We start from the raw sequence: 26500 nt of genomic DNA on the forward strand, positions 1-26500 counted from the left end.
TAAACGCTTTTGTTCCAGCCTCTTTTATTTTTATAGTAAGGCACATTGGTAAAGTTTATTGCATTTTGTGTCGTAGTTGATAGAAACTCCGACGTAACTAATGGTTTTCTCGCTCGCTTTTATAAAATGAGTGCTAGTATAGAGCTCCGGAAATACACTACGCTTTCCACGGGCGGCTGATGAGTCTCCTTGAAAATAAAGACCAATTTTCTTCGTGCGATGTATCGCTATCGAAGCATTCCTTGTCCTATGGGAACAGCGCGAGCCGAAGATCCCATGAATAAGGAACGTAGGCTAAGATCGCCACAGACACGCGAGCAACGCCTGCGTGACCACCATCCTGTTGGCCTGAGGCCGTGCCCATGGAAAGCGGAGTATTCTACCGAAGCGGTTGTACAGCACTCAATTCAAATCAGGAAATAAGATACTCATATAAAACTTATGTCGGAGTTTATGTTTACTTCGACATAACAACAATCTTTTAGAAACAGCCTATAGTAAAAACTTTACGTGTACCTTTAACAGAATTGTCCTCCATTATCCACACATTTCTCTTCAATGCTTCTAACTTTAGGCAGCTTCTCTAACTTGACAAGTCTACTAAGGTTTTGTAAAAAAATTTAACAAAAATGTAATGTTTCTATTTGAAATTTTCTGAATTAAGAGTATAATCAGTAAATATATATAAATTGAAAGGAGTTAAATGTATGAAAACGTTAGAAAGAATTAGTAACTTTTTTGGGAGTACATTCGCGATTTGGGTCATTTTATTTGCGGTCTTATCTTATCTTATACCGTCTGGCTTCACATGGCTTGCAGCGTACATTACTCCTTTATTAGGAATTATTATGTTTGGGATGGGGTTAACACTCTCAACTCAAGACTTTAAAGAGGCTTTGAGACGTCCGAAAGAAGTAGGTATTGGCGTACTTGGACAATTTACAATCATGCCACTACTTGCATTTGCACTTGCAACACTACTACCAGTACCACCAGAAGTAGCGGTTGGGGTGATTTTAGTAGGATGTTGTCCTGGTGGAACATCCTCTAACGTCATGACATTTCTATCAAAAGGGGATACAGCATTATCTGTTGCGATCACCGCTGTTTCAACGGTTCTAGCACCAATTATCACACCAGCACTTGTATTATTGTTTGCTAGTCAATGGTTACCAGTATCAGCAAGCTCATTGTTCGTATCGATTGTGCAAATTGTGTTAGTACCAATTGTACTAGGACTACTCGTGAAAGGATTGCTTAAAGAAAAAGCAGAAGCTGGTGCAAAAGCGATTCCTTTGGTATCTGTTATCGGGATTGTTGCGATTGTTGCTGCTGTTGTCAGCACAAGTCAAGCTCAAATCGCAGAAACTGGTGCACTAATTTTCGCCATCGTTGTGTTACACAATGTTCTTGGTTACCTTGTTGGTTTAGGTTTAGGAAAATTATTGAATATGCAACCAGAACAGCAAAAAGCCGTTTCGATCGAAGTTGGTATGCAAAACTCTGGACTTGGTGCAACACTAGCAAGTGCACACTTTAGCCCACTAGCTGCAGTACCAAGCGCGATCTTTAGCGTGTGGCACAACATTTCCGGACCAATTATTGCAACGATTTATCGCAAACATCAAGAAAAGCAAGAACAACAGGCTATTGCCGATAAAAAATCAGCATAGACACAAAACGAGTACAGATACTTACATCTGTACTCGTTTTCTTTATATACGCTTTATATGCTAACAGCTCTTCAACCGTTCTTACTTCCAATTACATGCGGGATAATCATGAAAACAAGTATAATTCTTCGTTAGTTGATAAACATAATAAAGCCCCTTAAACTGTTTCTTTTGGAAAAGGGAGAGACTATCCATTGTTAAATACATTAAAAAATTGGTTGACACAACCGGTTTATTTTCGTTATGCATTAGGTATCACTATTATTGTCACAATTTCTTTACATTTGTTCCTTCCTAATGATATCTATACATTCTTTATTCTAGCGTCCATTTTTTTAGGGATGGGTTTTTATAATGCATCTGTCTGGTTCCTTTGCGTTTGCTCAACCTTGATTGTTTTTGCAAGATATTATTTCATGCCCGAGGCCGTTACAAATATCACAACTTTCTTCATTCATTTATTCACGTATCATATTATCACCTTTATTTCCGTTGGTTTGATGCATAACTATCAAAAAACAAGAAGGGATCAATTAGCTTTAATTAAAGCTTTAACAAATGCTTTAGATTCCAGGGATAAATATACCTATAACCATTCTGAAAATGTGGCGAAATATTCGCTTGAACTTGCGAAGAAGATGAATTTGCCAAAAGATCAATGTGATTTTATATATACTGGTGGTTTACTACATGATATTGGAAAAATTGGTATTCCCGAGCATATCTTAACAAAGCCTGGAAGACTAACGAAAGAAGAATTTGCTGTCATTCAACAACACCCTAAAATCGGTCATGAGACATTAAAACATATTTCACATTTTCGACATACTGGTGTATTAAGTATCATTTTGTATCATCACGAAAGATATGACGGAAAAGGGTATCCGAATGGTCTAAAAGGAAAGGAGATCCCACTATATGCACGAATTGTTGCTGTCGCCGACACATTTGATGCGATGACATCAAGACGCACTTACCGGAATGAGCTCGATTTAAACTATACATTAAATGAAATCAGTAAAAATAAAGGTACACAGTTTGATCCTGATATAGCAGAGCACTTCATTGAAATGTATCAGGACCATCCCTAACTTTCTGCCGGATACTGTCATTCTATTCAAACGCACGAGCCGAGTTGGATGAAGTGTGTGACTGAGGCCACAGAAAAACAAAAGCAGTAACCTGTCCCTCAGAATAGATACCTTCCTTTGCGCTTACGTATGACAAGGAATACAAAGGTTCTCAGTTTCACCAAACGTACCTCCCATTTCTCTAGGCACCAGGTGATGAACCGTTGCCTCCACACCATTTCGGCCACAGAGCTGACATGTATCCAACTACACTACCTCCTAGCTATCATAGGGATTATAACAAGCAATAGTGGAAGAGCCTGATAACGTGGCTCCTCCACTTTAGTTTCTCCCATGAATTGGTTGGTAAACCTGTTCCACAAATTGATCAATGACTTGTGGTAACACTTTTTCTCTACGATCTAGAAGCGTTTTGATTAATTTATTGCCTTCTTGATTGGTAAGCCCCCAATCATCCGGAATCAATCCCATAATTTCTTCCAACAACAAAGCAGGAATTGCATTTATAATGTCCAACTGCCGTGTAAATTCTTGTTCATTTTTAATAAACGTTGCGAGCAAACGGTGGGTAGCGCTTGGCATGACTGTTTCGGGTAAATGGTCTAAATCGTCTTCTGTCCAATTGAATGAACCAAAGCTATCTCCAAAATCAATCGCCCACAGTTTGTACTTTCCTGCCTCCACCTCTTCAAAGAAAACATTCTTACGAGTTCGATCGACATTTGCTAACCAATAATCTAATACAATAATACCTGCTAATGTGTCTTTATTGACAATCTTTTCGGCATTTACTTTGTGGGCATTTCCACTATTTTCAATAAATGGCGTTGCAAGTTGCTTTTTCGTAGAAATAATGTCATTACCAAATTCCGGTACTTGTTGAGTAAAATCCTGAGGTATTTCTACTAACTTTACTTCAGGGACAGGTAAGCGCATATAACGTGCTAAATGATAGCCAATCCATTCATTCACCAATGTGCGCTCTGCTCCGCGTTTGTGCATTTTTACTACATATTTTTTTTCATCATCAAACTTGATTTGATGAGCATTCTCCGTTTTACTTTGATACAACTTTTTATACTTTACAGCCTTCATGGTGTACCATCCCTTTCGACCACTTGCTTCAGTAATGCTGCATATTGATCTGCCACTTGCTCAATCGAAAAGTGTTTTTCTACTTGTTTTCGTGCCTTTACGGACATCCGATCATAGTCCTCATTATTTTGATCGACGATGTTCTCAATTTGAGAAACAGCATCATTGACATCTTCTTCTTTAAAAAGATAGCCCATTTTTCCATGTCGAACAATTTCTGGAATGGAAGAAACACTTGGAGCGACTACTGGAACCCCACATGCCATTGATTCAATGAACGTATTGCCAAAAGATTCCGCTCGTGTGGTAGCAATCGTGCACCCCTGTGATTCTCTAATCTTGGCATACATGTGCGGCATTTGTTGGTAAGGGACAACTGGATACCATTTTACAATATCATCAAGCTGTTGCTTCTTGAGTGTTTCAGCAAATAAGTCTCTTTCCTTACTTTTGGCACCACCCACTACCCAAAACTCGATATCTTGTCGAGTTCTATTTATTTCCTCGGCAATACGTAACAGCAATCGCCAATTCTTTCGTTTATCTAACCGTCCAATATAAGTGACAACCTTCTTATCAGGGGAACGGACAGGGTCTTGCTGCTGATCGATTTCGTTTCTATTTAATGGTTTAAAGAAGTCGGTATCAATCCCATTATAAATGACTTCAATTGGTCTTGATTGATCTACTAATAAGGAGAGAACACGTTTTTGGTGTTCAGAGGGGACAATCACTTTTGCTGGTGAGACAGTCTCAAAATCCACTAAATTTTTCTGTAGTTTGACGATTTCCGGCGTTCGGGCTTCGACAAGAACAGGACCTTGATAATTTGCTTTGTTTAACCACTTATATGCCTTAGGTGTATCCACAACAATAATAAGGTCATAACTATTTTGTTGGATGATCTCCACTATTTCATCTTCTTTTTTCGTTAAATAGACAGGTGCTACATCTTCCATCACATGCATACCACCGAGATCTTTATAATATAAAAATTCCACTGATATGCCTTGTTGCTTCAAATATTTTGCCCTATTTCGCCAACCTGCATTTACACCTCCTACTGTCAACAAGCGCCAAATCACCAATACTTTCATGAGCGCTTCCTCCTTACTCGTCTGCTTCTCTTACGATTGGTATCAGGGCGTTTTTTATTTGATGGGCCTTTTTCCTGTCGTTTCTGTTCAAATGCTTGATCTAATGTTGATTTTTCACCTTTTTTTGATTTTGTTGGTTGTTGGTCGTCAGGACTTGCCTCCTTTTGCTTCTTTTTGTTTTTTTTCTTATCTTTCTTTTTTTCCCCTTTTTTCTTTCCTTCTTCCATACTTTCTTGGTCTAATTGTTTTTCCTTTTTTCGTTGTTTTTTCTTTTCCCTAAGGGCATAAAAGGGATCTTTCATTAATTCTTGCTCGTTCTCTTGTTGTTGGGATGGGGTAGAATCCTGCTCTTCTTGCTCATCAGACGGTCGAGAGTTATTTGAATTTTCCATCTCTTGTTCTCCAGTTTCTTCGCTCGTTGTCAGCTCGTTTGTATCATTTGGTTCCGCTAGATCATCAGACATATTTGGAATGTTTTTTTTGTTTTCATCTCGGTTCTCTGAATCTACTGATTGGTGGTTAGTTGATTCCGCTAGTTGCTCATCCTCAGCTGTTAACTGTTTTTCCGACTCTTTAATATTTTCTTGCGATGGTGCCTCTGCTGATTCTTCTGTTACTTCGAATTCTTCTGTTAACTCGTTTTTTTCTTTTTCTTGATGTGCTGAATTATTGTCACCTACTGTCGCGTCCATTTCTGTTTGATCATTACCTTGATTAATTGGATGGAACTCTATTTGTTCAGTGTCATTTCCTTTATCCGCTGATTGATTATCCTCTTGGGTTTTGTCGTTACCATTGTCTTTTGATTGATTATCTGCTTGCGTTTCTTCGTCACCTCTATTTATTGGGTGATCGTCCATTTGTATTTCATTATCACCTTCTTGATCTTCCGATTGACTTTCTGCTTTGGCTACATCTTTCTGCTCTTCATTGTTTTCTGACTCAAGCAGTCCTAGTTCCTGTTCCATATCATCTACTAATTGTTTAAAATCCTCTTCTTGATATGGTAGGATTCGCTCATATGGTGGGGTTGGTAAATCTTCTTCTTCCATCTCTTCAATTGCTTCCATCTTTTTTACAGACTCCATCATATACGCTAATTGTTGTACTTTTTGTTCAACGAGTTCACGTTCCTCTTTGACTACTTTTCTGACTAATTGTTCTAAATGGTAGTTATAAGTGTTTTCTTTATCGCTTGTTAACATTTTCTTCGTTTTAATTTTCTTTGGTTTAACCTCAATCTCTTCCATCACCTTTTTTGTTAATTCGCGTGCTTTCTCATCCATTTCCATATAGTTACGCCATTCATCATGCAGTTCTGGCGCCACTTCTTTTACATGGGAGAGAAATACTTCACTTGTCGTTGGTCCTAAACTTTTTAATAGTTTACGAGGATATGGGTACGTGCGGTTGCGCCAAATCGTTCTGCCCACATCAATCACTTTTAACGAACCATCGTCTTGTAGAAAGATTTGACGTTTATGATGATCAATTCGTTCATAACCAATTTTTTTAAATGTCTGTAACAGTTCAATTAATTTGAATGATAGTTCTTTTGTTAAAGGCTGTGATTGTAAATATTCGCGTAAATCAACGCCATACACCATTTCCATCGTAATAAAATTCGTTCCTTTACAATAGACGTCTGGTAGTAAATCTGTTTTCTTTCCTAACATCATCGCGTGGTATTCTCGATTACAATCATCAATCTCCCCATATATTTTCATACAAACATCATCATTTAGTTTAAAAACAGCACCTTGCCGGCCTTTTCCGATCATTTCTAATCCTGAATTATTCTCAACTGATACATCCTCATCATCAAAGCCTTGCACCTTAATTTTTTTTGCTAATTTACTTACCTTTTTACAATGATCGGTACCAGGCACTCGTACATACTCATCTTCATGTTGATCCATGTTACGCACCTTCCTTTCTTTTAAAAGTCATTTTTCATCAAATAGCTCATTATTCAATTGTAAATATTCGGCATGGGAACCAATATCATACCGTTTTCCATCGATTAACGTTCCATAGCATGGATAATCATGCAACATTGCTTTGACTGCATCTGTTAATTGAATTTCATTTCCTGCACCTGGTTTTACTTTTCCCAAGTAGGAAAAGATAGACGGATCAAAGACATAACGACCGATCACCGCTTTATTGGAAGGTGGGTTGTGTTTCGGTTTTTCTACCATATCTTTAATCCTATAAACCTGTTCATCTATTTTTTCTCCATCGATGACGCCGTATTTATGCAAATACTGTTGTTCGACCTCAAGAAGTCCGACAACGCTACCTTTCTTTTGTTCAAAGTTATTGATCAACTGGGCAATACCAGGTTGTGTTTGATTCAAGATAATGTCATCTGGAAGTAAGATGGCGAACGGTTCATTTCCGGCAAACTGTTTTGCTAATAAAACAGCGTCACCAAGTCCTTTGGCATAGGGTTGGCGGATATATTGAATCGTAACATTTGGTGGTTCCACTTTTGGTAACAAATCTCGTTTATTGGCGTGGTCTAAAAAGGTTTCTAATTCTAGGGAACGATCGAAATAGTCTACGATCATATTCTTTTGCCTTGATAGGACAATTAATATTTCCTCAATTCCTGCAGCCACTGCTTCTTCGACAATCAGTTGAATTGCTGGTTTATTGCCTACTGGAAACATTTCTTTAGGGACGGACTTCGTTACTGGAAGACTTCGAGTTCCATATCCAGCTGCTGGAATAACCGCCTTCTTTATCATCTACGTCACCTCACTTTCTTTATTACTAACATATTGAATAGATTCCCTTTCGTAACGGCATTTGCCAAAAATAGTTGGATACATCATTTGTAAAATAGGTGTCGATGGTACGAACTTTCGAATTAGTGGATTAATAAATTAATAGAAGATAGTTTATTATAAAAGGAGTGTCTTCTATGAATATCTCTATTATTGGGGCGGGATATGTTGGATTAACGACAACGGCATTTCTATCATCGATCGGCCATAACGTCTTCTGTGTTGATAAAGATATTAAAAAAATTAATCGTTTAAATGAGGGAGAAATTCCCATTTATGAACCAGGTTTAGAAGAGCTTTTCAAGGAAAATCGTAAACGTTTATCATTTACTACCAATTTTAAAAAAGCTATTTCACAGAGTTCGGTTATCTTTATTACGGTTGGGACTCCATCAAACGAAGATGGGAGCACCAATTTATCCTACGTTCATTCCGTGATAGATGAATTAGCAGCATGCATCACCACTTACAAAACGATTATCGTCAAAAGTACTGTTCCACCTGGCACGAACGAGCAACTAGCCAAATCTTTAATCGAACAAGGGGGAGCGCAACACTTATTTACTATCGTTTCAAATCCTGAATTTTTGCGAGAAGGATCAGCAGTGGATGATATGTTTCACCCTGATCGAACGGTGATCGGCCTGGAGCAAGGGGATACAACTCCACTCGACCTGTTAAAAAAAGTTTATAAGGGATATGAAGATACATTCGTGGTAACGAACTTAACAGGTGCGGAAATGATTAAATATGCTTCCAATGCTTTCTTAGCTACAAAAATCTCTTATATAAATGAGCTGGCAAGAATCTGTGACGCCTATGATGTCGATATTAACCAAGTGGCAAAAGGAATGGGGCTAGATCCGAGAATTGGGGGGCATTTTTTACAAGCTGGCATTGGCTATGGTGGGTCCTGCTTTCCAAAGGATGTTGCGTCACTTTACCATGTTGCAAACACCAAACATGTACAAACACCTATGTTAGAAGCGACCCAAACCGTCAATCAAACCCAAGTTGATTTCTTTATAGAAAAAATAAATATGTTATTGCCTGAGCCCTCTTCTACAACAATAAGTGTATTAGGGATTGCCTTTAAACCAAATACAGATGACATTCGCTATTCCAAAGCATTATCTCTAATCGATCAATTAGCTAAATTAGGCTACACCATCAAAACCTTCGATCCAAAGGCAAGCCTACCTCATTCCATCCCTCGCGTTACTCAAGTTGCTTCAACAGAACAAGCAATTAATGGAACGGATGCTATCATAGTTGCAACCGATTGGGATGAATTTAAACACTTCGACTGGCAATCCATTAAACAAGTAATAAACGGCAACGTCATTTTTGATGCACGTAACTGTCTAGATCCTTTTGAAATCAACCAAGCTGGTCTCGATTATGTCGGTATTGGGCGTGGGGGCAGGCACCATGATGGGTAAGAAATAAGACCGACTTCATTTAGTCGGTCTTATTAGCTGTTCCATTGTTACAAATTAGAGTATACGACTGTTCATACCCTTGGCGTGTTTCCATTCTCGGCGGACATTTAGTACGGTATTTGATAAATATTGCAGGGGATTGGCTCCTTTTTTTGGAAACTAGCGGATCTAATGTCCGTTCTGGGATGATGTGGACATTTGTTCCTTTAATATGGTAATAAAGGCGGCTATAGCGCATTGATCGGACATCTGTTCCGTTAAATAGCCGAAATAGGTTAAGATCTACGCAAAATGATAGAAATAGCGGTATGGATGTCCGCTCCATCCCAAAAAGGAAGCATTTTTCATAAATTAACGGAACAGATGTCCGCAGAACCTCCAATTCAAAACATTTCACCCATAATAACGGGATAAAGTGAAACTTCCATCAGCAGGTGTTTTCTCCTCCCCATTGATGGTTCCCCTGAATGAATCGGATCTCTACAGGCAGTTTATCCCCACTTATCTTTTCCAGTTATCCTTAAATCTTGAAGTGGGTGGGCATACTGCCTGTTAAGGAGGGATAAATGTCCGAGTTTGTCTTCACTTAAGCTAACTACTCATCATCCTCCTTTATTAAGAACAATCTTCTAATCGAGTTGAGAACAAGTATTGTCCCTTCTTCCTAATAATAATTATATACCTACCAAAACAACAAAAGTAGGGATATTTTACTGTCATCGATATTCTAATTCATGAATTATTTTGTCCAGATGAATCGTTCCCCTAATGCCATCACATGATAGGCCTGTTTTGGATAATGTTGGTATAAATAATCCACTAAATAACTGGGATTTTCTTGATTGCACGTAAATAAGTCATAGTGATAAGGGATTAACATGTTTGCTTCTATTGCCACAGTTAGCTCTGCTGCTTCTTGAAAATTCATATTTGGAACAATGCCCAAATTCGTTCTAAAATAATCTCCACCATTAATCGGTAACATGGCAATGTCAATATCATGCTGTTGCAATGTTTCTACTAACCCATCATAAAGAACGGTGTCTCCAGCGAAATAAAAGGTCATGTCCTTATAATGAATAAGAAAGCCTAAAAACCGGTCACCACCATCAACCAGTTCCAACTCTGCATGTGCTGCTTTCACACTTTGAACTTGAATATCACCATAGCTGACAGTTTCATTTCCATCGATTGCAACGATTCGATCGTTAACTCCCCATTGTTGGGCAATTTGTTTGGAATGATGCGGCATGATTGCAGTTGCTTGCGGTGAATGCTTCATGATCGACGGGAATGTCCATTTATCTAAATGATCGAGATGGTCATGTGATACCAAAACAAGGTCTGCATTGGTAACTTCTTCTGGTTGGATTAGAGATGGATACCGTCGGATAAATGTAACAGGTCCATCCTTCGACATCTCCTCTGCCCAATTTGAAAAATAAGGATCTAAATAGATTACTTTATTTTCTAACTTAAGTACAAAAGACGCCTGACCAAGAAACCAAATACCAACCTGATCCGCTTCTACTTTGGTTGTATCTATTGATTCAATCATTGTTATACCTCTCCCTTTATTGACTGACTACTTCTCTAGTTTACTGAAAATCTAATTACATCACAATTGAAAACGTTGTCTTAATTTAAGATAACTGATTTTATTGATTGTTTGCTAATCGATAGGTAAGAGTTTCTCTAATATAAATCTACAAATTAAGCCAACAAAAAAACACCGCTAATGCGGTGCTTTTTAATTAAAGTTCTTTTAGATCTTCAACAGAAACGCTTTGCTTTTGTTCTGGGTCTTCCAATGGATGAACCGTCGCTTGTCCATTACTTTGATCAACGTGTTCAATGTACACTTGGCTTCCATTAAAAGTAACATTTGTCATTTCTGGAGAAGATGTAATTTCCTGTGCTCGCTTAGCGTCCATCGTAACAGCCTCCTTTTCCTTCCTATTATTTGCTATAAATCCACTATTATACATTAGGCAGGGTCCTCTTTTTACGAGTTATATACCTTTTAAACGTCGTAGTTGATAGAAATTCCGACGTAACTGCCTTCCTTACAAGAATAGTATTCATGTAGTGCTACGCAAAAACACCACACGAATTCTAAGGTGGTTGATTTACTCCCTTCATTTTGTTGAAATTACTGTGACAAAGGTTTTCTCGACAGTTTCGGGATCACTTTTTGGCTGGTACTGCCGTGACAGAGACTCTCTCGACACTTCCGAGCTCTTTTTGGGACTGGAACTGTCGTGACAGAGACTCTCTCGACAGTTACCAGCGACTTAATCCAAATTAGGAAATAAAATAATTCACTTAAAACTACGCCAAGTTTTTATAGTTAATATGGACAAAAATGCATTCATATATAAAGCATCTTTCTAATAATTCAAAATTCTAATTGACAATAATTATCAATTAAGGTTAAGATAGTACACAACAGAAGATTGATAATCATTATCAATTAACAGATAGGGGTGTTGACAATCGATGTGTTAGAAGCAATCCATACAAGACGTTCGATCCTACAATTTAAATCAGATCCAATCGATCGACAAGTTTTAACAGAGTTGTTTGATCACGCTGCATGGGCACCAAATCATCATCGAAAAGAACCGTGGAATCTAAACATATACGAAGACAATGCTCGACTTACACTAAGTGAAAAAGTCGTGGATGCCTACCTTCGTCATCAATTAATTACACCAAAGACAACTTCTCAATTAGAGAAAATGCGCCGAAAATATGACTCATTTTTCACCACTGCCCCCTATCATGCCTTAATTTATATGGAAAAAGAAGATGATGGCGGTTATCTAGACGATGAAAACTTTGCTGCTGTGTGTGCATTTATTCAAAACTTTCAACTAGCTGCCTGGTCGAAAGGGATTGGTACACTTTGGACAGCCAAAGCAATTTTAAGAGATGAGCAATTTATTCGTGATTTGCATTTAGATCCAACAAAACATAAACTTGTCAGTGTTCTACATATTGGCTATCCTAGTAATGTACCAAATGCAAAACCACGTACGCCGTTATCTGAAAAAATACAATGGGTAAAAAACTAACATAAAGGAGTAGATCTAATGAAAAAATTATTACCATTGCTACTTGTCTTGCTATTAACTGTTCTAGCTGCATGTAACAATGATGACAACAATGAAGATGAGGACACTAGCACGAACGAAACAACGAATGAGGAACAAGCGTCAGAAGAAGAAAACGATTCAACTGAGGAAACTCGATCCATTACTATTAACGACGCAACAGGGGAAAAAACAATTGAGGGTACACCTGAACGTATTGTTGTATTAGAATGGACCTATGCAGAAGATTTATTAGCGTTAGATGTTCAACCAGTTGGTGTAGCAGATATGGAAGGTTATGAATCATGGGTAAATGTTGATATTCCTTTTGATGATTCTGTAGAAGATGTCGGAACGCGCCAAGAGCCCAACTTAGAAGCCATTTCTCGATTAGATCCAGATTTAATCATCGGGGTTGATTATCGACATGAAGCAATTTTATCCGATTTAGAAAATGTTGCTGACACTGTCCTGTTCTCCCCATATGGTGAAGAAGCTGCCCAAGATCAATTTAAAGATATGGTTGATTCATTCAACATGATTGGGGAAATTGTCGATAAAGAAGATCAAGCTGAAGAAGTTTTAGATCATATGAATCAAGTATTTGATGAACAAAGCGACCGCATTGCTGATGCCGAAATAGAAAATAATGCTTATGTGTTAACACAAGCATTCACATCACAAAACACACCAACATTACGGTTATTTACGGACAATTCAATTGCTGCTACAGTCATGAACAACTTAGGTTTGGAAAATGCTTATGAATCTGAACAATTAGAAGCATATGGTTATAGTTCCACAACAGTGGAAACACTACAAAACTTCCAAGATGCACACTTCTTCTATATTGTACAAGATGATGACAATATTTTTGACGATCAATTAGCTGGGAATCCTGTTTGGGAAAACCTAGAATTTGTTCAGGAAGAAAGAACGCATAAATTAGCTGGAAATACATGGACATTTGGAGGGCCAATTTCTGCCGAAGTATTAGCTAAACAAATAACGGATGCCATGTTAAACGAGTAGGTGTTGTATGCAAGGTTTATTAAAAAACTCATTATTGGCGATTCTTACCTTTGGGGGAGGAATCGCCCTCTTTATTGTTCTATTACTGATCCATTTAAATCAAGGAAATGTTGACATTGCCCCTAGTCTAGTTTGGGAGGCCATTTTTTCACCACAAGACACATTAAACCATCATACCGTAAGAGTTTTACGACTTCCACGAGCGGTGATAGGGTTCTTAAGTGGTGGGGCACTTGCTGTCGCTGGGGTTATTTTACAAACGGTTACCAAAAATCCATTATCGTCTGCTAGTACGTTAGGCATTCATTCTGGTACGTATTTTGCTGTTGTCATCAGTACAATCTTTTCCCCCGTCAACCTATTTGGCAGTGGTGTCGTTGTTGCCTTTATTGGTGGAATTATTACTTTTGTGATTGTTTATACTTTATCAGGTGGCAGTAAAGCAACACCAGTGAAAATGGTATTGGCTGGTATGATCGTCACGTTTTTATTTTCATCTTTAACGTCTTTATTACAAATTTTCTTTGAAAATGAAACGGCTGGACTTTTCCTATGGGGTGGTGGTACATTAGTCCAAAATGATTGGAGTGGGGTGAAATTTGCGTTTCCGATTATATTCGTTGGACTGCTTATCCTACTGCTTCTATCAACAAAATTAGATTCCCTTCGCCTTGGGGATGAAGTGGCCACCTCACTAGGACAAAATGTTGGGACTATAAAAGTCATAACGATTGTACTAGCTGTCTTGCTTACTTCTGTAACGGTTAGTGTTGTTGGACCGATTGGTTTCGTTGGTCTTGTCGCACCACATATTATTAAGTTGATTGGGTATCGAAAACATTTTCCACTCATGATTGGTTCGTTTATTTGGGGCGGAAATGTTTTATTGTTTGCGGATGTTCTATCGCGAATTATTGACCCATCTTTCAAAGAACTTCCTGTTGGTTCAATCACGGCATTAATTGGAGCTCCATGGCTTGTTTGGCTTGTGTTACGAATGAATCAAATGAGTTACGGAAATGACAATACAAGTGTGATGGCAGGAACTAAATTTAAAAGTTTTTCATTAAAAACGGTTGCTCCAATTAGTATAACAATCATTCTCGTAACTCTATTTATTAGTATTTCAACAGGAAACTATGGATTTGAGCCATTATTGACAATCCAAGCGATTACAGGAAACGCTGATTCATTAATGAGTGGATTCATTTTTGACTCTCGCATGCCACGAGCATTGGTTGCATTATTAAGTGGCGCTTTACTTGCTGTTAGTGGTCTCATTTTCCAAGGGGTACTTCGCAATCCATTAGCAGACCCTTCCGTGATCGGGATTACCTCTGGTGCAAGTGTCGGGGCACTGTTGACGATGTATATGTTTCAAGTATCTGCTGTTTGGATTCCATTAGGAGCGATGGTTGGTGCGCTAGTGTTTTTCATGATTGTGATGGTGCTTGCGATTAAAGCACAGTTCCGACCTACTATTCTAGCGTTATTAGGGATTGGTATGTCTGCTTTTGGATCAGCCATCACACAAATTTTAGTCGTCAAAGCTGATCTTGGTGTTGCTAGTGCCCTTACTTGGTTATCGGGGACTACGTATGCAAAAGGTTGGGAAGAATTGACACAGTTTTTACTTTGGCCTCTGCTTCTATTGCTTCCCATTCTAGCAATGAAGATGAGAACTCTTGACACATTGTCTCTAGGTGGAGAAGTGGCAACAGGGCTTGGGGTAAAAGTGACATCAGCACGTTTCCAATTCGCACTAATTGCAACCTTACTTGCAGCATTTGCCGTGGCAGCGGTTGGTGCAATTGGATTCATTGGATTAATTGCACCCCACGTCTCCCGTTTAATCGTTGGACCAGAAAATAAAAAACTATTACCAACATCGATGTTGGTTGGTGGTATCTTACTAGTTGTCGCCGACCTATTTAGTCGAACGATGCTCGCACCAAAAGAGATTCCATCAGGCATCCTTGTTGCGATTATTGGTGCTCCTTATTTTCTTTGGTTGATGAAACGGTCGTAAATTAAACCTCTACACAAAGTGTGGAGGTTTTTTTATCTCGCATGTAACTGGAGTAAAAAGTTTTAGTTTATTGTTAGTTTCTTTTGATAGGATCTCGCCTAAATTGTAAAACATAAGTAAAAAATTGCATACTATAGTTTAACCAATTCTCTTTTACATGAGAAATGTATAATGAAAGGAGTTTCGATCATGTACTATCCCCCTGTTCGTCAAACAGATGCAACCGTAAGTGGTAACAGAATGACCGTGTTTGGTACAGGAAAAGTGTCTGTGGAACCAAATCTAGCAGTACTTCAATTAGGCGTTGTCACGCAAACGCAAGCTTTAAGCAGTGCTCAACAAGAAAACGCACGACTTATTGATCAAGTGATTCGGTCTTTAACAGGGCTAGGAGTTTCACAACAGCAGATCCAAACCATTGATTATACTATTGTTCCACGTTATAACTATGTTGACGGTGAACAACAATTTATTGGGTACCAAGTCACACATATGCTCTCGGTTACTGTCGAGAACATCAATCAAATTGGTACCGTTATCGACACTGCCGTTAAAAATGGCGCTAACCGTGTTATCTCAATTTCTTTAACTGTTAAAGACAGAACGGCACACTACCAGAAGGCATTGCAACTCGCGATAGAAAACGCGTTTACTAAGGCTAACACGATCACCAATAGTGTCGGACAACAACTTCATCCTACTCCTATTAAAATCCAAGAACTACCAACCGAATCCCAAGCTACTCCATACCATACTTTTGCCAGCACAGAAGTAGGCGGTGTCTCAACACCCATTGAACCTGGTACATTAGACATTGAAGCAAATGTCGAAATGAAATTCACTTATGGGTAGTGGAAAGCTTGTGAATAAACTATCCAAACTTGCAGATTCCCACACTATTTTAGCGGATTAACCGAATAACGGAATGAGGAACCGCTCCTTCTATTTACGGTTCCTCATTCCATTACTTTCCTTATACATCACACCATACCAACCAACACACACTTACTCCTACACCCACCACATCTCAGCAGGTTTCTCTTCAATATTCACGCTCTTCAAGTTTTTCACTGCTTTACGAAATCCTTCTTCAATCGACATGATTGGATCCTCATGTTCAATACTAATGACGTGATCATAGCCATAAGTACGTAGAGCACTTACCATACCCGACCACTCTTGCATGCTATGCCCGTAGCCAACGGATCGGAAATTCCATGCTCTTGTTCGGATTTCTGTGTACGGCTGCATATCGGTTAAGCCATACATATTCACATTATCTTGATCGATATAAGTATCTTTCGCATGGAAATGGTGGATCGCATTTTCTTTACCAAGAATCTTTATGGCTGCAACTGGATCAATCCCTTGCCACCACAAATGACTTGGGTCTAAATTCGCACCAAGCGCATCCCCTGTTAATTGTCTTAGTTTCAACATTGTATATGGCGTATGAACTAGGAAGCCTGCATGTAACTCAAGTCCAATTTTCACCCCATGTTGTTCAGCAAATGCTGCTTGTTCTTGCCAATAAGGAACTAACTTCTTCTCCCATTGCCATTCTAGTACATCCGCATATTCGGTGGGCCATGGCGCAACAGGCCAGTTTGGACTTTTGGCATCCTCACTATCCCCTGGTGTCCCTGAAAACGTATTAACAACAGGTACATTTAATAGACTTGCAAGCTTAATCGTTTTCATAAAAATATCATGTGATTCCTTGGCGAACTGCTTATCAGGTGAAATCGGATTACCATGACAACTAAACGCACTAATCGATAGTCCACGTGATTCGACTTTTTCCATGAAGGCTTGTCGTTTTGCTTCACTTTCTAATAGCTCGTCAACGTCACAATGTGCATTACCTGGATAGCCACCAGTTCCAATTTCAACTGCTTGTAATCCTGATGCTTTTACATGGTCTAACATTTCTTCCAAAGGTTTTTCTGAAAATAAAACCGTAAACACACCTAGTTTCATTGTCTCCCTCCTCGTTCGTTTAATCGGACAGACTTCCCTGTTTGACTACTTTCATAAATAGCCTCTATGATTCTAGTAACTCGTAATGCTTCTTCGGGTTTGACAACTAGCTCCGCTTCTCCTAAACAAGCATCAATAAAGTTCTCAGCTTGTGGGATATCTGGGTCGTCTTCATCTATGATTTGATCTGCTCGTGTCGTTACCAGTGCGTTACCTTTTGTTTGATACAACTCATACGGGAACACATTTAGACCACCAACTGTACCTGACAGACTTACATGGGAAACATCTTCTTGAATATTCGCTGCCCATGAGCATTCAAACAACAACGATGAGCCATCAGCAAAGGTGATATAACTCGTGACATGATCATCGACTTCAAACGTTTCATGATCAAACGTGCCCCATTCATTGATTTGATTTGGTTGCTTGCTTAATTGATTATACGTTTTCCCCATCACTTCTACTGGTTTTGGACCGTCTAGTAGCCATAATGATAAATCTAGTAAGTGACATCCATAATCAATTAAACTTCCTCCACCTTGTAAGTCTTTATTAGTGAACACTCCCCAGCCAGGTACCTTTCTACGACGTAAGGCTTGGACTCTTGTAACTAATGGTGCTCCAACTTCACCAGTAACCATGGCACGTTTTGCTGCTTGCGACTCCTTCATATGGCGATAGTGGTAAGCAATTGCTAGTACTTTACCTGTTCTCTCTGCTGCTTCGACCATGGCTTCGGCTTCTTTAGTTGTCATTGCCATTGGTTTTTCGCATAAAACATGTACACCTGCATCAAGTGCGGCAATTGAAATTTCAGCATGATACTTATTTGGTGTGCAGATGGTTACCGCATCGACATAGCGAAACATCTCATGATAATCTGTTACCACATGTTCAATGCCATATTCTTCAGCAACCTCTCGCGCCCTTGATTCATTCACATCGTGTACAGCTATCAATTCTATCTTTTCTTGCAACTGTAAAAAGGCCGGGATATGGCGTTGTTGTGCAATACCTCCAACGCCAATAATACCCATTTTTAATTTTGTCATCGTTTCACCTACTTCAATGTTGTAAATTGTTTTGATTGACTGGATTGTAATGCTGCTAAAATGACTTGCAATGATTTTTTGCCTTCTTCTCCATTGATGACAGGTTCGAAATCTTGAACAATTGCATCAACAAAATATTCAATCACATGGGTATTCGTTTGACCGCCTTCATCGTTGGATTGAATTTGACCTAGTTCATAACGAACCACTTCCCCGTTCGTATATTGAGCGACTAAAGAATAGGTCGGATCCTCCTCAAGTCGCAATGTTGCTTTCTCACCAAAAATAACCGTAGAATTATCTTCTAAAGCATTGTACGCCCAACTAGCAGTTAGGGTTCCGATGATACCGGATTCAGACTTCAACACACAAACAGCATTATCATCCACGTCGGCATGATCTTTTGCGCTAGTTTCTACTAAACCAGCAACCTCAGTAAATTCTTCGCCTAACAAATAGCGGAGTAAATCTGATTTATGGACACCAAGATCACCCATGGCACCTACAAAAGCTCTTTCTTTATCGAAGAACCAACTCTCTTTTCCATCAGCACTCCATCCTTCTGGACCACCGTGACCAAACGTTGTACGGAAACTATAGATTTTTCCAAGTTCACCAGTTTCAATTAATTTTTTCGCCTTTTGGTGAGAAGAAACAAAACGCTGGTTATGCGCAATCATTAATTTTTTATTATTCGCTTCTGCTGCAGCTATCATCTGGTCTGCTTCTTCCGTTGATGTTGCCATCGGTTTTTCACACAACACATGACACCCCGCCTCAAGTGCTGCAATACTGACAGGTGCGTGCAAATAATTTGGCAGGCAAACACTTACCGCATCAATACCCTCTGCTTGCAATAGTTGCTTATAATCCGTGTAAGCTTTTGCATTATATGTTTTGGCACTTTCCTTAGCACGTTCTTGGACGATATCACAAACAGCCACAATCTGTGTCGCTTTATTCATCTCATATTCTGGTAAATGACGATTTTTTGCAATACTCCCACAACCTATAACAGCAATTTTTAAGTTTTCCATGTTCTTCCCTCCATGATCGTGTTTTACTTCGGTTGAATCGTTTCAATTGGTTTAGCATTTCCGTATACTGGACGTTTGCGATCGACAGGTTTCACCCAATTGACACCATTTTCGATCACACGTTGAATGTCTGGATGATAATAAGTTGGGTATGTTTCATGACCAGGTCTAAAGTAAAAAATTCTTCCATTGCCACGTTGGTATGTACAACCGCTTCGGAATACTTCTCCACCTTCAAACCAACTAGTAAAAATCAACTCATCCGGTGCTGGAATATCAAAATGTTCCCCATACATCTCTTCTTTTTCCAATTCAATATATTCGCCAATACCATCTGTGATTGGATGACTAGGTGCAACCACCCACAGGCGCTCTTTCTCATCCGCTTCTCGCCACTTCAAATCACAAGTTGTGCCCATTAACTTTTTGAAAATCTTTGAGAAGTGACCTGAGTGAAGCACGACAAGCCCCATTCCTTCTAACACACGTTTATGTACTTTTTCCACAATCTCATCTTTCACTTCGTCATGTGCTTTATGGCCCCACCAAACGAGGACATCGGTTTCTTGTAACACTTCATCGGTTAACCCGTGTTCAGGCTCATCAAGTGTAGCTGTTTTCACATCAAATTCTTGTTCTAAAAATCCAGCAATCGCTCCATGAATGCCTTCTGGATAGACTTCTCTTACTTTTGGATTGGTTTGTTCATGTCGATTTTCATTCCATACGACAACATTCATTATTTATTCCTCCTCATAACCCCATCTATTATACAACGCTTACAAAACTATCCGATTTGCTTTATCCCTTAACGAATACGCTAAAGAACAAGTGCATATTCATCATATCTCATCGACTGAATATTGCCTATCCATGATATAATAAAAACATGCACGATTTTGCTATGAAATGAGTGATCGAAATGGAAATTGGACATTGTGGTTTTGCTTATCATACGAAAGGGTATCATTCCACACACCATAACGGCTTTGGTTCCTATTTATTACGTCTGCAAACAGAAGGATCTTGTCATGCGGTGGTAAACGATCAAGAAATAATGGTTGAAAAAGGAGATCTACTACTTGTTGCTCCTGGAGAATACTATCAATTAACAATTGAAGATGGACAAGCTAGTGGCGATTTTCACTTATTTTTTCAAGGGGACTGGATTGATAAGTGGTGGAATCGTACGAAAAAGCCATCCGTAACGCGCATCGGTTCCGATGATAAAATTCTTTCGTTATGGCGTTTTTTAATTGCGGAAAAAAGACGTCCCGTAACAGATAAAAACAATGAATTAATGGAAAATCTACTGCGTAGTCTTTGTTTATATATTGAAAGAATAATTGAAGACCGTTCCTCTACCACACGTCCTTTTGTCGTCACTAACATGATGCGGTATATTGAGGAACACGCCACGACTGGGTTTGTTGTTCAAGATGTTGCCAACCATGTGGGATTAAGTGTCTCGCGTACGGTTCATTTGTTCAAAGAATATATTGGGAAGACGATTATGGAATATGCCCAAGAAATCCGGTTATCGACAGCAATTGATCAAATGAAATACACCAACATGACATTAGAACACATTGCCGAAAATTGCGGATTTGGTACTTATCCATATTTTCACCGCGTGTTTAAGAAAGTATATGGAGTTTCTCCGGGGAGTTATCGGAAGATGGAATAATCGTGATAGGTTGTTGTTACAATTACCTAAGAGATCAGTGTTTCATGTAAGTTTTCATATGTTTGCAGTGATTTTAAGGTCATGTGGTATCGGTTTAATGTTTTTTGCATACATCGAGGTTAATTTCACTCCTAATGTGCACATTTATTACGTTTTCGTCTATATTTGCGGCTTTTTCAACTCCTAATGCGCACGTTTATTGCCTTTCGTCTATATCTGAGGCTTTTTCAACTCCTAATGTGCACATTTATTACGTTTTCGTCTACATCTGAGGCTTTTTCAACTCCTAATGTACACGTTTATTGCCTTTTCGTCTACATCTGAGGCTTTTTCAACTCCTAATGTGCACATTTATTACGTTTTCGTCTACATCTGAGGCTTTTTCAACTCCTAATGTACACGTTTATTGCCTTTTCGTCTATATCTTTGGCTTTTTTAACTCCTAATGTGCACATTTATCACCTTTTCGTCTACATTTGGGACGATTTCAAATAACTAAAGAGGCGCAACTCGTATTAACGTACTGCGCCTCAAAACTTTATCATACACCTTTATAAACACGTGCCTCATATGGCTTCAATGTAAAGGATGTAGCAAGCTCCCCTTCTCACATCATAGTTTCCAATTAATAGTTCTTTTGTATCAAATGAAATGTCTTCTTCTCGGAATACGTCATCATCTCTGCATCGTGTCACCATAAGAGGTTAGGAAGGACCTCCTATAAAAACACAACACGATTATGTTGCTCCACCACCTGCATTTGCAGAATTATTCCGCTTATGAATCATATATACCCCCATGATTGCTGCAATCAATTCTTCATTAGACAGTTTATCTGCAAATCGATTTAACTCGTAAACTGGGGCTTCGAATAGCCCACTAATTTTTTTGAATTCCGCCGTCAATTCACCATTTTCATCAATAATTTGATATTCTCTCGAAAATGCCTCACTTTCGATTTCATAGAGTCCATGTTGATTGGAATGGTACTCGAACTTTCTCGTAAAAAATGAGAAACGTTGTCTTAATTCACCAATGGCTTTATCCTCATGGTCTTCGATTACCCACCGGCGTGAAAAAAATGGAAAATGCGCTTTTACTGCCAATCTGTCATCTTGGTCCAACACATTAACACTTGAAGTAAACGCACTCTTCAAATCGAGCGATCCAACTTTATCTCCACTTCCATTAAAAATCTCTGTTACTCCCGCAGAAAAAAAGTTATCCGAAAAATAAATAATTGATTCTGCCATCGTATCCCCCTTTGTTTATAGCTTACATATTCATACGATTTTACTAGAAAATGGTTTCATTTTTGATGATGGTACCATTACCTCGGCAACCAAATACGAAACGTCGTACCGATACCAACTTCACTGTCTACTTCAATAATACCGCGGTGAGCATCGACTAACGCCTTCACAATCGATAGGCCAATTCCAATCCCACCAGTTGCCCGGTCACGGGACTTATCCCCACGATAAAAACGTTCAAATAAATATGGGAGATCCTCTTCATGTATACCTGTACCTTGATCTTGAATAATAAACCCTACATATTTTTCGGATTCATTCATTTTCACTGTCACACTTCTTCCGCTTGGAGTATATTGCAGTGCATTATTTATCACATTAGTCAGGATCTGGATGATTTTATCACGATCAACTTGTAAATAGAGCTGTTGATCAAGCTGCTGTACACTTAACATTACCCCTTTATCTAAAAAAGCTGGATGAAATTGATGTTCTAGCAAATTTAATAATGCCCCTACTTCTACCTCAGTTTTATTTAACTTAACTTGTGGGTTTTCTGCCGCAATAAGTTTTTCTAATTCATTGACAAGACGCACAAGTCGCATTAATTCCCCATGACTTTTCTGAAGCCTTTCTAGTGTCGGTTCCCAAATGCCATCTTGATAGGCTTCGAGTTGACTTCGTAATGTCGCAAGTGGAGTTCTGAGTTCATGGGCAAAATCGGCTGTAAACTGCTTTCTCAGCGATTCTTCTTTCAAAAGCGATTCAGCTAACTCATTAAACGACTCACCTAAGTCTTTCATTTCCGGTGCCAATCCTTCTACAGGGAGTCGAACACGCCACTCGTGATCACGTAGCTTTTGAATCGCACTGGCTAACTGTTGAAAACCTTTCGTTAACTGTCGAGAGAACAGGACACTAAACAATATCGATAAAATAACCGTAACAAGTAGGGCAATGTAAATATTTTGCTTAATTGAATTTAAGAAGGTAACATCCTCTCCAATGAATTCTGTCGGATAGAAAACTTCCATCTTCCCAATCGTTTTATCTGAAACAGTTAAGTCAAAGGTTGATGATTGATAAGACGTTGATTGGTTCGAATGCATCCCCCCCATCATACTCATTCCTCTTCCTTCCATCATTCCACGCATCTTTGTCGTATCCACCACAACATTTCCATTCCGATCATATAATTTATAAAATAAGTTTTCAGTCATCGCTTGATTATGCAAGAAGTTCGTCATTTGGGCGTCTACATAATTCCCCGTATCTTGATAATGCCTTACCACTTCTTCTTGAACCAAAGCAATATTTTTTTCTCGGTTTGTTTCCACATAGTTAGTAAATTGATTTTCCACACCAAAAAAGATTGCAAAACTTGTTATAAAAATACCTGATAACGACACGATTAATAGAGCAATTACGACTTTAGTTCGAAGGGATAGATTCATCTGGTGTACCTCCAAACTTGTATCCCATCCCAAAAACGGTTAGCAAATAAGTTGGTTGACGTGAATCACCCTCGACCTTTTTGCGTAAATTTTTGATATGCGTGTCAATACTTCTTTCATATCCCTCAAACAGCACACCGTCTTCTGTGATTTTTTCCAATAAATCCGCTCTACTGTACACACGGCCAGGGAAGCTCGCCATCGCAACTAAAATCTTATATTCATTTGGCGTTAAGGATAGTGGATTCCCCTGTAATGTGACTTGTTTTTTAACGGGGTCGATGCATAAATGTCCATCATTAAAGGACAGTTGATTCGATATGTTCGTTTTGCTTACTCTTCGCAAAATTGCTTTAGCCCGCACGACCACTTCCCTTGGACTAAAAGGCTTCGTCACGTAATCATCCGCCCCAATCACAATTCCATTAATAAGGTCATCTTCAGCAGATTTAGCTGTCAACATAATAATCGGAACATCGTTATCTTTGCGGGTTAACCGACAGACTTCTTCACCAGAAATATCTGGTAACATTAGATCTAATATCATGAGATCTGGATTGACTTCCTTTACTTTTTTCAATGCATCAATTCCATTTGCTGCACGGTAAACTTCCCAACCTTCTTTATCAAAATAGGCTTCTAATACTTCGATAATCATTTTTTCATCATCTACAACTAATATTTTTGTCATAAACGTTCACCTCGTTTACATCTTACCATTTCCAACTAAAAATTCGAGAATCTTCACAACTTCCACACAAGTTCTACATAGGATCTACATTTGCTTTCTGTATGATGAAATTAATCGATGAAAGGAGAGAATTTAAATGAAAAAATTAGTCATTAGCATTATAATAGGAGCAGTAATTTTAGGTGGTGCTACAACTTATGTATCTGCTCAGACCAACGGAAATGAATGGTTCAACTTCGAAGATATGCAACCATATATGGAACAAATGCATCCAAACTTCTCAACAGAACAACAACAACAAATGTTTAACGACTGCCATGGCGAGAATGGCTACATGCAAAATAATGACAATCGTTTCGAAGAACAAAATGGCATGACACTAGGAAATCAACAAAATCATCGTGGAATGATGGGTTTCTAACGAGGCATGTACCGTTTAATGTAATCGAACAATAACAAAAGATGAGGTGAAATATTTTGATGGGTATGGGGGGTTTTGGTGGTTACGGTTTTGGCAGTATGTTAGGCTACGGACTGATTGGTGGTCTATTAAATCTAGCGGTTATCGCTGTTGTTGTCTATTATGCTGTCAAATTGGCATTAAAACATAGTTACCAAGACCAAACAAAAAATAATAAGCAAGAATAATGAAAGCTTGGATAGGATGCACATCTTATCCAAGCTTTCATTGTTACAACATAAAAGTTATATGAGGTGCCATTGGAAAACTCCATAATCTAAAGGAGATTGTCCGTTAAATGTGCACGATTAAATACTATTGTCCGTGTTTTACCAGCTACGGAAGACGTTGTGTATTTCCATAGCGATTTATATACACTCATCCTATAAAGGAAAGTTAAGATTAATGAACATAATATAGCAAATGCGCTCTAATTAACCGCTAAAACAACACAATTCTCAGACGGATCATAAGCAATATACGTCCCATCTTTTTCCTCTACATGATAATTCAATCCACGTAGCCGTTTTACTTTGTCCTCCCTCGTCTGCTTATCCGAAAATACCAGGGTATAAGCCTTCATTCCTGCACTATTTTCTGAGGGCGCTGGTGCACCTTCGCCTGCCCAAGTGTTCAAGCCTATATGGTGGTGATAGCTTCCAGTCGAAATAAAGATGGCTTGACTTCCTAACTTACATACAACATCAAAACCAAGTCCTTCACCATAAAACTCTCTCGCTTTGTTCAAATCGGACACATGCAAGTGGATATGCCCCATCACCGTATCTTTGTGAAGACCTTCCCATTTTTCACCATTTAACTCTGCTAAAATCCCTTCACCATCCAGTGGATCAACTGTCATCGCTACTTGATCGTTTTCCCATTTCCAAACAGATGATGGTCGATCATGGTACACTTCAATTCCATTACCATCAGGATCATTTAAATATAACGCCTCGCTTACAAGGTGATCGGATGCTCCTAAACGGACATTGTTTTCAACAAAGTGTTTTAAAATTTTCGCTAATTCTAGACGATTAGGTACTAAAATGGCAAAGTGATACAACCCTGTTGTTTGACCTTGTTTGGCTGCTACTCCTGTTGGTTGTTCTAGATGAATTAACGCCTTTTCTCCATCTGCCGTTAGCTTCGCCGTGCTTTCTTTTTGTTCCAAAATTTGAAAGCCCAAGATGTTTTGGTAAAACTCAAGTGACCGCTTCAAATCCAGCACCTTTAACATTACATCCTCTACATACGTATTCGGTTCACGGAAAAATTTTGATTCCATCGTTTATATCCTCCATCCTACAATCAATCCTGTTCATCACACTATGTTACATATTCTCTAAAATAGACAGCATACAACATTTTAGGAAGCACTTGTTTCTTTGTTCGTTAGTTGAGCTTAATTAGTAGATAATATTTGATCTAACGCATAGTACATGCACTCAACTCATATCGTTTACCTATATGAACTTAAGTTTCCTATAAGGTAACAAAAGAACCATGGATTGTCAACGATTTTTTTGGTAATATG

The 26500-nt window shown here is 38.7% G+C and carries 25 protein-coding genes; 10 read left to right on the plus strand and 15 right to left on the minus strand.

Features of this window, described 5'->3' with window-relative positions; all coding sequences use genetic code 11:
• Nucleotides 1-707 precede the first annotated feature (707 nt).
• Entirely contained in the window at nucleotides 708-1673 is a 966-nt protein-coding gene (locus FCI53_RS04100) for a bile acid:sodium symporter family protein (protein ID WP_138416107.1), read from the plus strand.
• A gap of 194 nt (nucleotides 1674-1867) precedes the next feature.
• The gene (locus FCI53_RS04105; RefSeq protein WP_138416109.1) at nucleotides 1868-2764 is read left to right on the plus strand and encodes an HD-GYP domain-containing protein; all 897 of its coding nucleotides are present in this window, start codon (nucleotides 1868-1870) and stop codon (nucleotides 2762-2764) included.
• A 123-nt stretch (nucleotides 2765-2887) separates the two neighbouring features.
• Here the strand turns inward: FCI53_RS04105 and FCI53_RS04110 are convergent, their stop codons facing one another.
• From FCI53_RS04110 to FCI53_RS04130, 5 genes are all read right to left on the minus strand, one after another.
• Nucleotides 2888-3010 (minus strand): HNH endonuclease, encoded by a 123-nt coding sequence (locus FCI53_RS04110; protein WP_138416111.1) that lies wholly within the window; start codon nucleotides 3008-3010, stop codon nucleotides 2888-2890.
• Between the two features lie 75 nt (nucleotides 3011-3085).
• Nucleotides 3086-3859, minus strand: coding sequence for a HipA family kinase (locus FCI53_RS04115; protein WP_138416113.1), 774 nt, complete (start codon nucleotides 3857-3859; stop codon nucleotides 3086-3088).
• Nucleotides 3856-4956 (minus strand): glycosyltransferase family 4 protein, encoded by a 1101-nt coding sequence (locus FCI53_RS04120; protein ID WP_138416115.1) that lies wholly within the window; start codon nucleotides 4954-4956, stop codon nucleotides 3856-3858. Before FCI53_RS04120 ends, FCI53_RS04115 begins: the two co-directional genes overlap by 4 nt.
• A complete protein-coding gene (locus FCI53_RS04125; RefSeq protein WP_138416117.1) occupies nucleotides 4953-6875 on the minus strand; it encodes a hypothetical protein in 1923 nt (640 codons plus the stop codon). The genes FCI53_RS04120 and FCI53_RS04125 overlap by 4 nt, the downstream gene beginning before the upstream one ends.
• 27 nt (nucleotides 6876-6902) lie before the next feature.
• Nucleotides 6903-7709, minus strand: coding sequence for a UTP--glucose-1-phosphate uridylyltransferase (locus FCI53_RS04130; RefSeq protein ID WP_138416119.1), 807 nt, complete (start codon nucleotides 7707-7709; stop codon nucleotides 6903-6905).
• Nucleotides 7710-7885: 176 nt separating this feature from the next.
• Here FCI53_RS04130 and FCI53_RS04135 point away from each other — a divergent pair, with 176 nt between their 5' ends.
• The gene (locus tag FCI53_RS04135; RefSeq protein ID WP_138416121.1) at nucleotides 7886-9190 is read left to right on the plus strand and encodes a UDP-glucose dehydrogenase family protein; all 1305 of its coding nucleotides are present in this window, start codon (nucleotides 7886-7888) and stop codon (nucleotides 9188-9190) included.
• 739 nt (nucleotides 9191-9929) lie between these two features.
• On the opposite strand, the gene FCI53_RS04140 is transcribed toward FCI53_RS04135, so the two are convergent.
• Nucleotides 9930-10748 (minus strand): MBL fold metallo-hydrolase, encoded by an 819-nt coding sequence (locus FCI53_RS04140; RefSeq protein WP_138416122.1) that lies wholly within the window; start codon nucleotides 10746-10748, stop codon nucleotides 9930-9932.
• Between the two features lie 196 nt (nucleotides 10749-10944).
• The gene (locus FCI53_RS04145) at nucleotides 10945-11124 is read right to left on the minus strand and encodes a small acid-soluble spore protein H (RefSeq protein ID WP_138416124.1); all 180 of its coding nucleotides are present in this window, start codon (nucleotides 11122-11124) and stop codon (nucleotides 10945-10947) included.
• A gap of 555 nt (nucleotides 11125-11679) precedes the next feature.
• On the opposite strand from FCI53_RS04145, the gene FCI53_RS04150 reads away from it, so the two are divergent.
• The 4 genes from FCI53_RS04150 (at nucleotide 11680) to FCI53_RS04165 (ending at nucleotide 16198) form a co-directional block, all read left to right on the plus strand.
• Nucleotides 11680-12267: a nitroreductase family protein gene (locus FCI53_RS04150; protein WP_171038055.1), complete on the plus strand. Its 588-nt coding sequence runs from the start codon at nucleotides 11680-11682 to the stop codon at nucleotides 12265-12267.
• A gap of 18 nt (nucleotides 12268-12285) precedes the next feature.
• Nucleotides 12286-13317, plus strand: a complete 1032-nt coding sequence (locus tag FCI53_RS04155) for an ABC transporter substrate-binding protein (protein ID WP_138416128.1) — start codon at nucleotides 12286-12288, stop codon at nucleotides 13315-13317.
• Between the two features lie 7 nt (nucleotides 13318-13324).
• Nucleotides 13325-15346 (plus strand): iron ABC transporter permease, encoded by a 2022-nt coding sequence (locus FCI53_RS04160; RefSeq protein ID WP_138416130.1) that lies wholly within the window; start codon nucleotides 13325-13327, stop codon nucleotides 15344-15346.
• A gap of 189 nt (nucleotides 15347-15535) precedes the next feature.
• Complete coding sequence (locus FCI53_RS04165; protein WP_171038056.1) at nucleotides 15536-16198, plus strand: SIMPL domain-containing protein; 663 nt, start codon at nucleotides 15536-15538, stop codon at nucleotides 16196-16198.
• A gap of 159 nt (nucleotides 16199-16357) precedes the next feature.
• Here FCI53_RS04165 and FCI53_RS04170 read toward each other — a convergent pair whose 3' ends face one another.
• From FCI53_RS04170 to FCI53_RS04185, 4 genes are read right to left on the minus strand one after another with little or no spacing between them, the layout of a single operon-like run.
• Nucleotides 16358-17326, minus strand: a complete 969-nt coding sequence (locus FCI53_RS04170) for a sugar phosphate isomerase/epimerase family protein (RefSeq protein ID WP_138416134.1) — start codon at nucleotides 17324-17326, stop codon at nucleotides 16358-16360.
• A complete protein-coding gene (locus FCI53_RS04175; protein WP_138416136.1) occupies nucleotides 17323-18381 on the minus strand; it encodes a Gfo/Idh/MocA family protein in 1059 nt (352 codons plus the stop codon). The genes FCI53_RS04170 and FCI53_RS04175 overlap by 4 nt, the downstream gene beginning before the upstream one ends.
• Before the next feature lie 8 nt (nucleotides 18382-18389).
• Nucleotides 18390-19418, minus strand: a complete 1029-nt coding sequence (locus tag FCI53_RS04180; RefSeq protein WP_138416138.1) for a Gfo/Idh/MocA family protein — start codon at nucleotides 19416-19418, stop codon at nucleotides 18390-18392.
• A 23-nt stretch (nucleotides 19419-19441) separates the two neighbouring features.
• Nucleotides 19442-20161: a ThuA domain-containing protein gene (locus FCI53_RS04185; protein ID WP_138416140.1), complete on the minus strand. Its 720-nt coding sequence runs from the start codon at nucleotides 20159-20161 to the stop codon at nucleotides 19442-19444.
• A gap of 179 nt (nucleotides 20162-20340) precedes the next feature.
• Between FCI53_RS04185 and FCI53_RS04190 the strand changes: the two genes are divergently transcribed.
• Nucleotides 20341-21105, plus strand: a complete 765-nt coding sequence (locus tag FCI53_RS04190) for an AraC family transcriptional regulator (RefSeq protein WP_138416142.1) — start codon at nucleotides 20341-20343, stop codon at nucleotides 21103-21105.
• Between the two features lie 737 nt (nucleotides 21106-21842).
• On the opposite strand, the gene FCI53_RS04195 is transcribed toward FCI53_RS04190, so the two are convergent.
• The 3 genes from FCI53_RS04195 to FCI53_RS04205 form a co-directional block, all read right to left on the minus strand.
• A complete protein-coding gene (locus FCI53_RS04195) occupies nucleotides 21843-22358 on the minus strand; it encodes an LURP-one-related family protein (protein WP_138416144.1) in 516 nt (171 codons plus the stop codon).
• Between the two features lie 77 nt (nucleotides 22359-22435).
• Nucleotides 22436-23812, minus strand: coding sequence for a sensor histidine kinase (locus FCI53_RS04200; protein WP_138416146.1), 1377 nt, complete (start codon nucleotides 23810-23812; stop codon nucleotides 22436-22438).
• A complete protein-coding gene (locus tag FCI53_RS04205; RefSeq protein WP_138416148.1) occupies nucleotides 23790-24503 on the minus strand; it encodes a response regulator transcription factor in 714 nt (237 codons plus the stop codon). Before FCI53_RS04205 ends, FCI53_RS04200 begins: the two co-directional genes overlap by 23 nt.
• A 136-nt stretch (nucleotides 24504-24639) precedes the next feature.
• Between FCI53_RS04205 and FCI53_RS04210 the strand changes: the two genes are divergently transcribed.
• Nucleotides 24640-24924, plus strand: a complete 285-nt coding sequence (locus FCI53_RS04210) for a hypothetical protein (protein ID WP_138416150.1) — start codon at nucleotides 24640-24642, stop codon at nucleotides 24922-24924.
• 56 nt (nucleotides 24925-24980) lie between these two features.
• A complete protein-coding gene (locus FCI53_RS21325; RefSeq protein ID WP_171038046.1) occupies nucleotides 24981-25151 on the plus strand; it encodes a hypothetical protein in 171 nt (56 codons plus the stop codon).
• A gap of 242 nt (nucleotides 25152-25393) precedes the next feature.
• Here FCI53_RS21325 and FCI53_RS04215 read toward each other — a convergent pair whose 3' ends face one another.
• Nucleotides 25394-26251 carry a VOC family protein gene (locus tag FCI53_RS04215; protein WP_138416152.1) on the minus strand — a complete coding sequence of 286 codons (858 nt, stop codon included), beginning with the start codon at nucleotides 26249-26251 and terminating at the stop codon, nucleotides 25394-25396.
• Nucleotides 26252-26500: the final 249 nt, after the last annotated feature.

This window comes from Aquibacillus sediminis, assembly GCF_005870085.1.
GTDB classification, from domain to species: domain Bacteria; phylum Bacillota; class Bacilli; order Bacillales; family Amphibacillaceae; genus Aquibacillus_E; species Aquibacillus_E sediminis.

Bases quoted from the DNA above. Each gene is read 5' to 3' on its own strand.
- FCI53_RS04100 (WP_138416107.1), top strand. From the start codon at position 708: ATGAAAACGTTAGAAAGAATTAGTAACTTTTTTGGGAGTACATTCGCG.
- FCI53_RS04115 (WP_138416113.1), bottom strand. From the start codon at position 3,859: ATGAAGGCTGTAAAGTATAAAAAGTTGTATCAAAGTAAAACGGAGAAT.
- FCI53_RS04120 (WP_138416115.1), bottom strand. From the start codon at position 4,956: ATGAAAGTATTGGTGATTTGGCGCTTGTTGACAGTAGGAGGTGTAAAT.
- FCI53_RS04125 (WP_138416117.1), bottom strand. From the start codon at position 6,875: ATGGATCAACATGAAGATGAGTATGTACGAGTGCCTGGTACCGATCAT.
- FCI53_RS04130 (WP_138416119.1), bottom strand. From the start codon at position 7,709: ATGATAAAGAAGGCGGTTATTCCAGCAGCTGGATATGGAACTCGAAGT.
- FCI53_RS04135 (WP_138416121.1), top strand. From the start codon at position 7,886: ATGAATATCTCTATTATTGGGGCGGGATATGTTGGATTAACGACAACG.
- FCI53_RS04140 (WP_138416122.1), bottom strand. From the start codon at position 10,748: ATGATTGAATCAATAGATACAACCAAAGTAGAAGCGGATCAGGTTGGT.
- FCI53_RS04145 (WP_138416124.1), bottom strand. From the start codon at position 11,124: ATGGACGCTAAGCGAGCACAGGAAATTACATCTTCTCCAGAAATGACA.
- FCI53_RS04155 (WP_138416128.1), top strand. From the start codon at position 12,286: ATGAAAAAATTATTACCATTGCTACTTGTCTTGCTATTAACTGTTCTA.
- FCI53_RS04160 (WP_138416130.1), top strand. From the start codon at position 13,325: ATGCAAGGTTTATTAAAAAACTCATTATTGGCGATTCTTACCTTTGGG.
- FCI53_RS04165 (WP_171038056.1), top strand. From the start codon at position 15,536: ATGTACTATCCCCCTGTTCGTCAAACAGATGCAACCGTAAGTGGTAAC.
- FCI53_RS04170 (WP_138416134.1), bottom strand. From the start codon at position 17,326: ATGAAACTAGGTGTGTTTACGGTTTTATTTTCAGAAAAACCTTTGGAA.
- FCI53_RS04175 (WP_138416136.1), bottom strand. From the start codon at position 18,381: ATGACAAAATTAAAAATGGGTATTATTGGCGTTGGAGGTATTGCACAA.
- FCI53_RS04180 (WP_138416138.1), bottom strand. From the start codon at position 19,418: ATGGAAAACTTAAAAATTGCTGTTATAGGTTGTGGGAGTATTGCAAAA.
- FCI53_RS04190 (WP_138416142.1), top strand. From the start codon at position 20,341: ATGGAAATTGGACATTGTGGTTTTGCTTATCATACGAAAGGGTATCAT.
- FCI53_RS04195 (WP_138416144.1), bottom strand. From the start codon at position 22,358: ATGGCAGAATCAATTATTTATTTTTCGGATAACTTTTTTTCTGCGGGA.
- FCI53_RS04200 (WP_138416146.1), bottom strand. From the start codon at position 23,812: ATGAATCTATCCCTTCGAACTAAAGTCGTAATTGCTCTATTAATCGTG.
- FCI53_RS04205 (WP_138416148.1), bottom strand. From the start codon at position 24,503: ATGACAAAAATATTAGTTGTAGATGATGAAAAAATGATTATCGAAGTA.
- FCI53_RS04210 (WP_138416150.1), top strand. From the start codon at position 24,640: ATGAAAAAATTAGTCATTAGCATTATAATAGGAGCAGTAATTTTAGGT.
- FCI53_RS04215 (WP_138416152.1), bottom strand. From the start codon at position 26,251: ATGGAATCAAAATTTTTCCGTGAACCGAATACGTATGTAGAGGATGTA.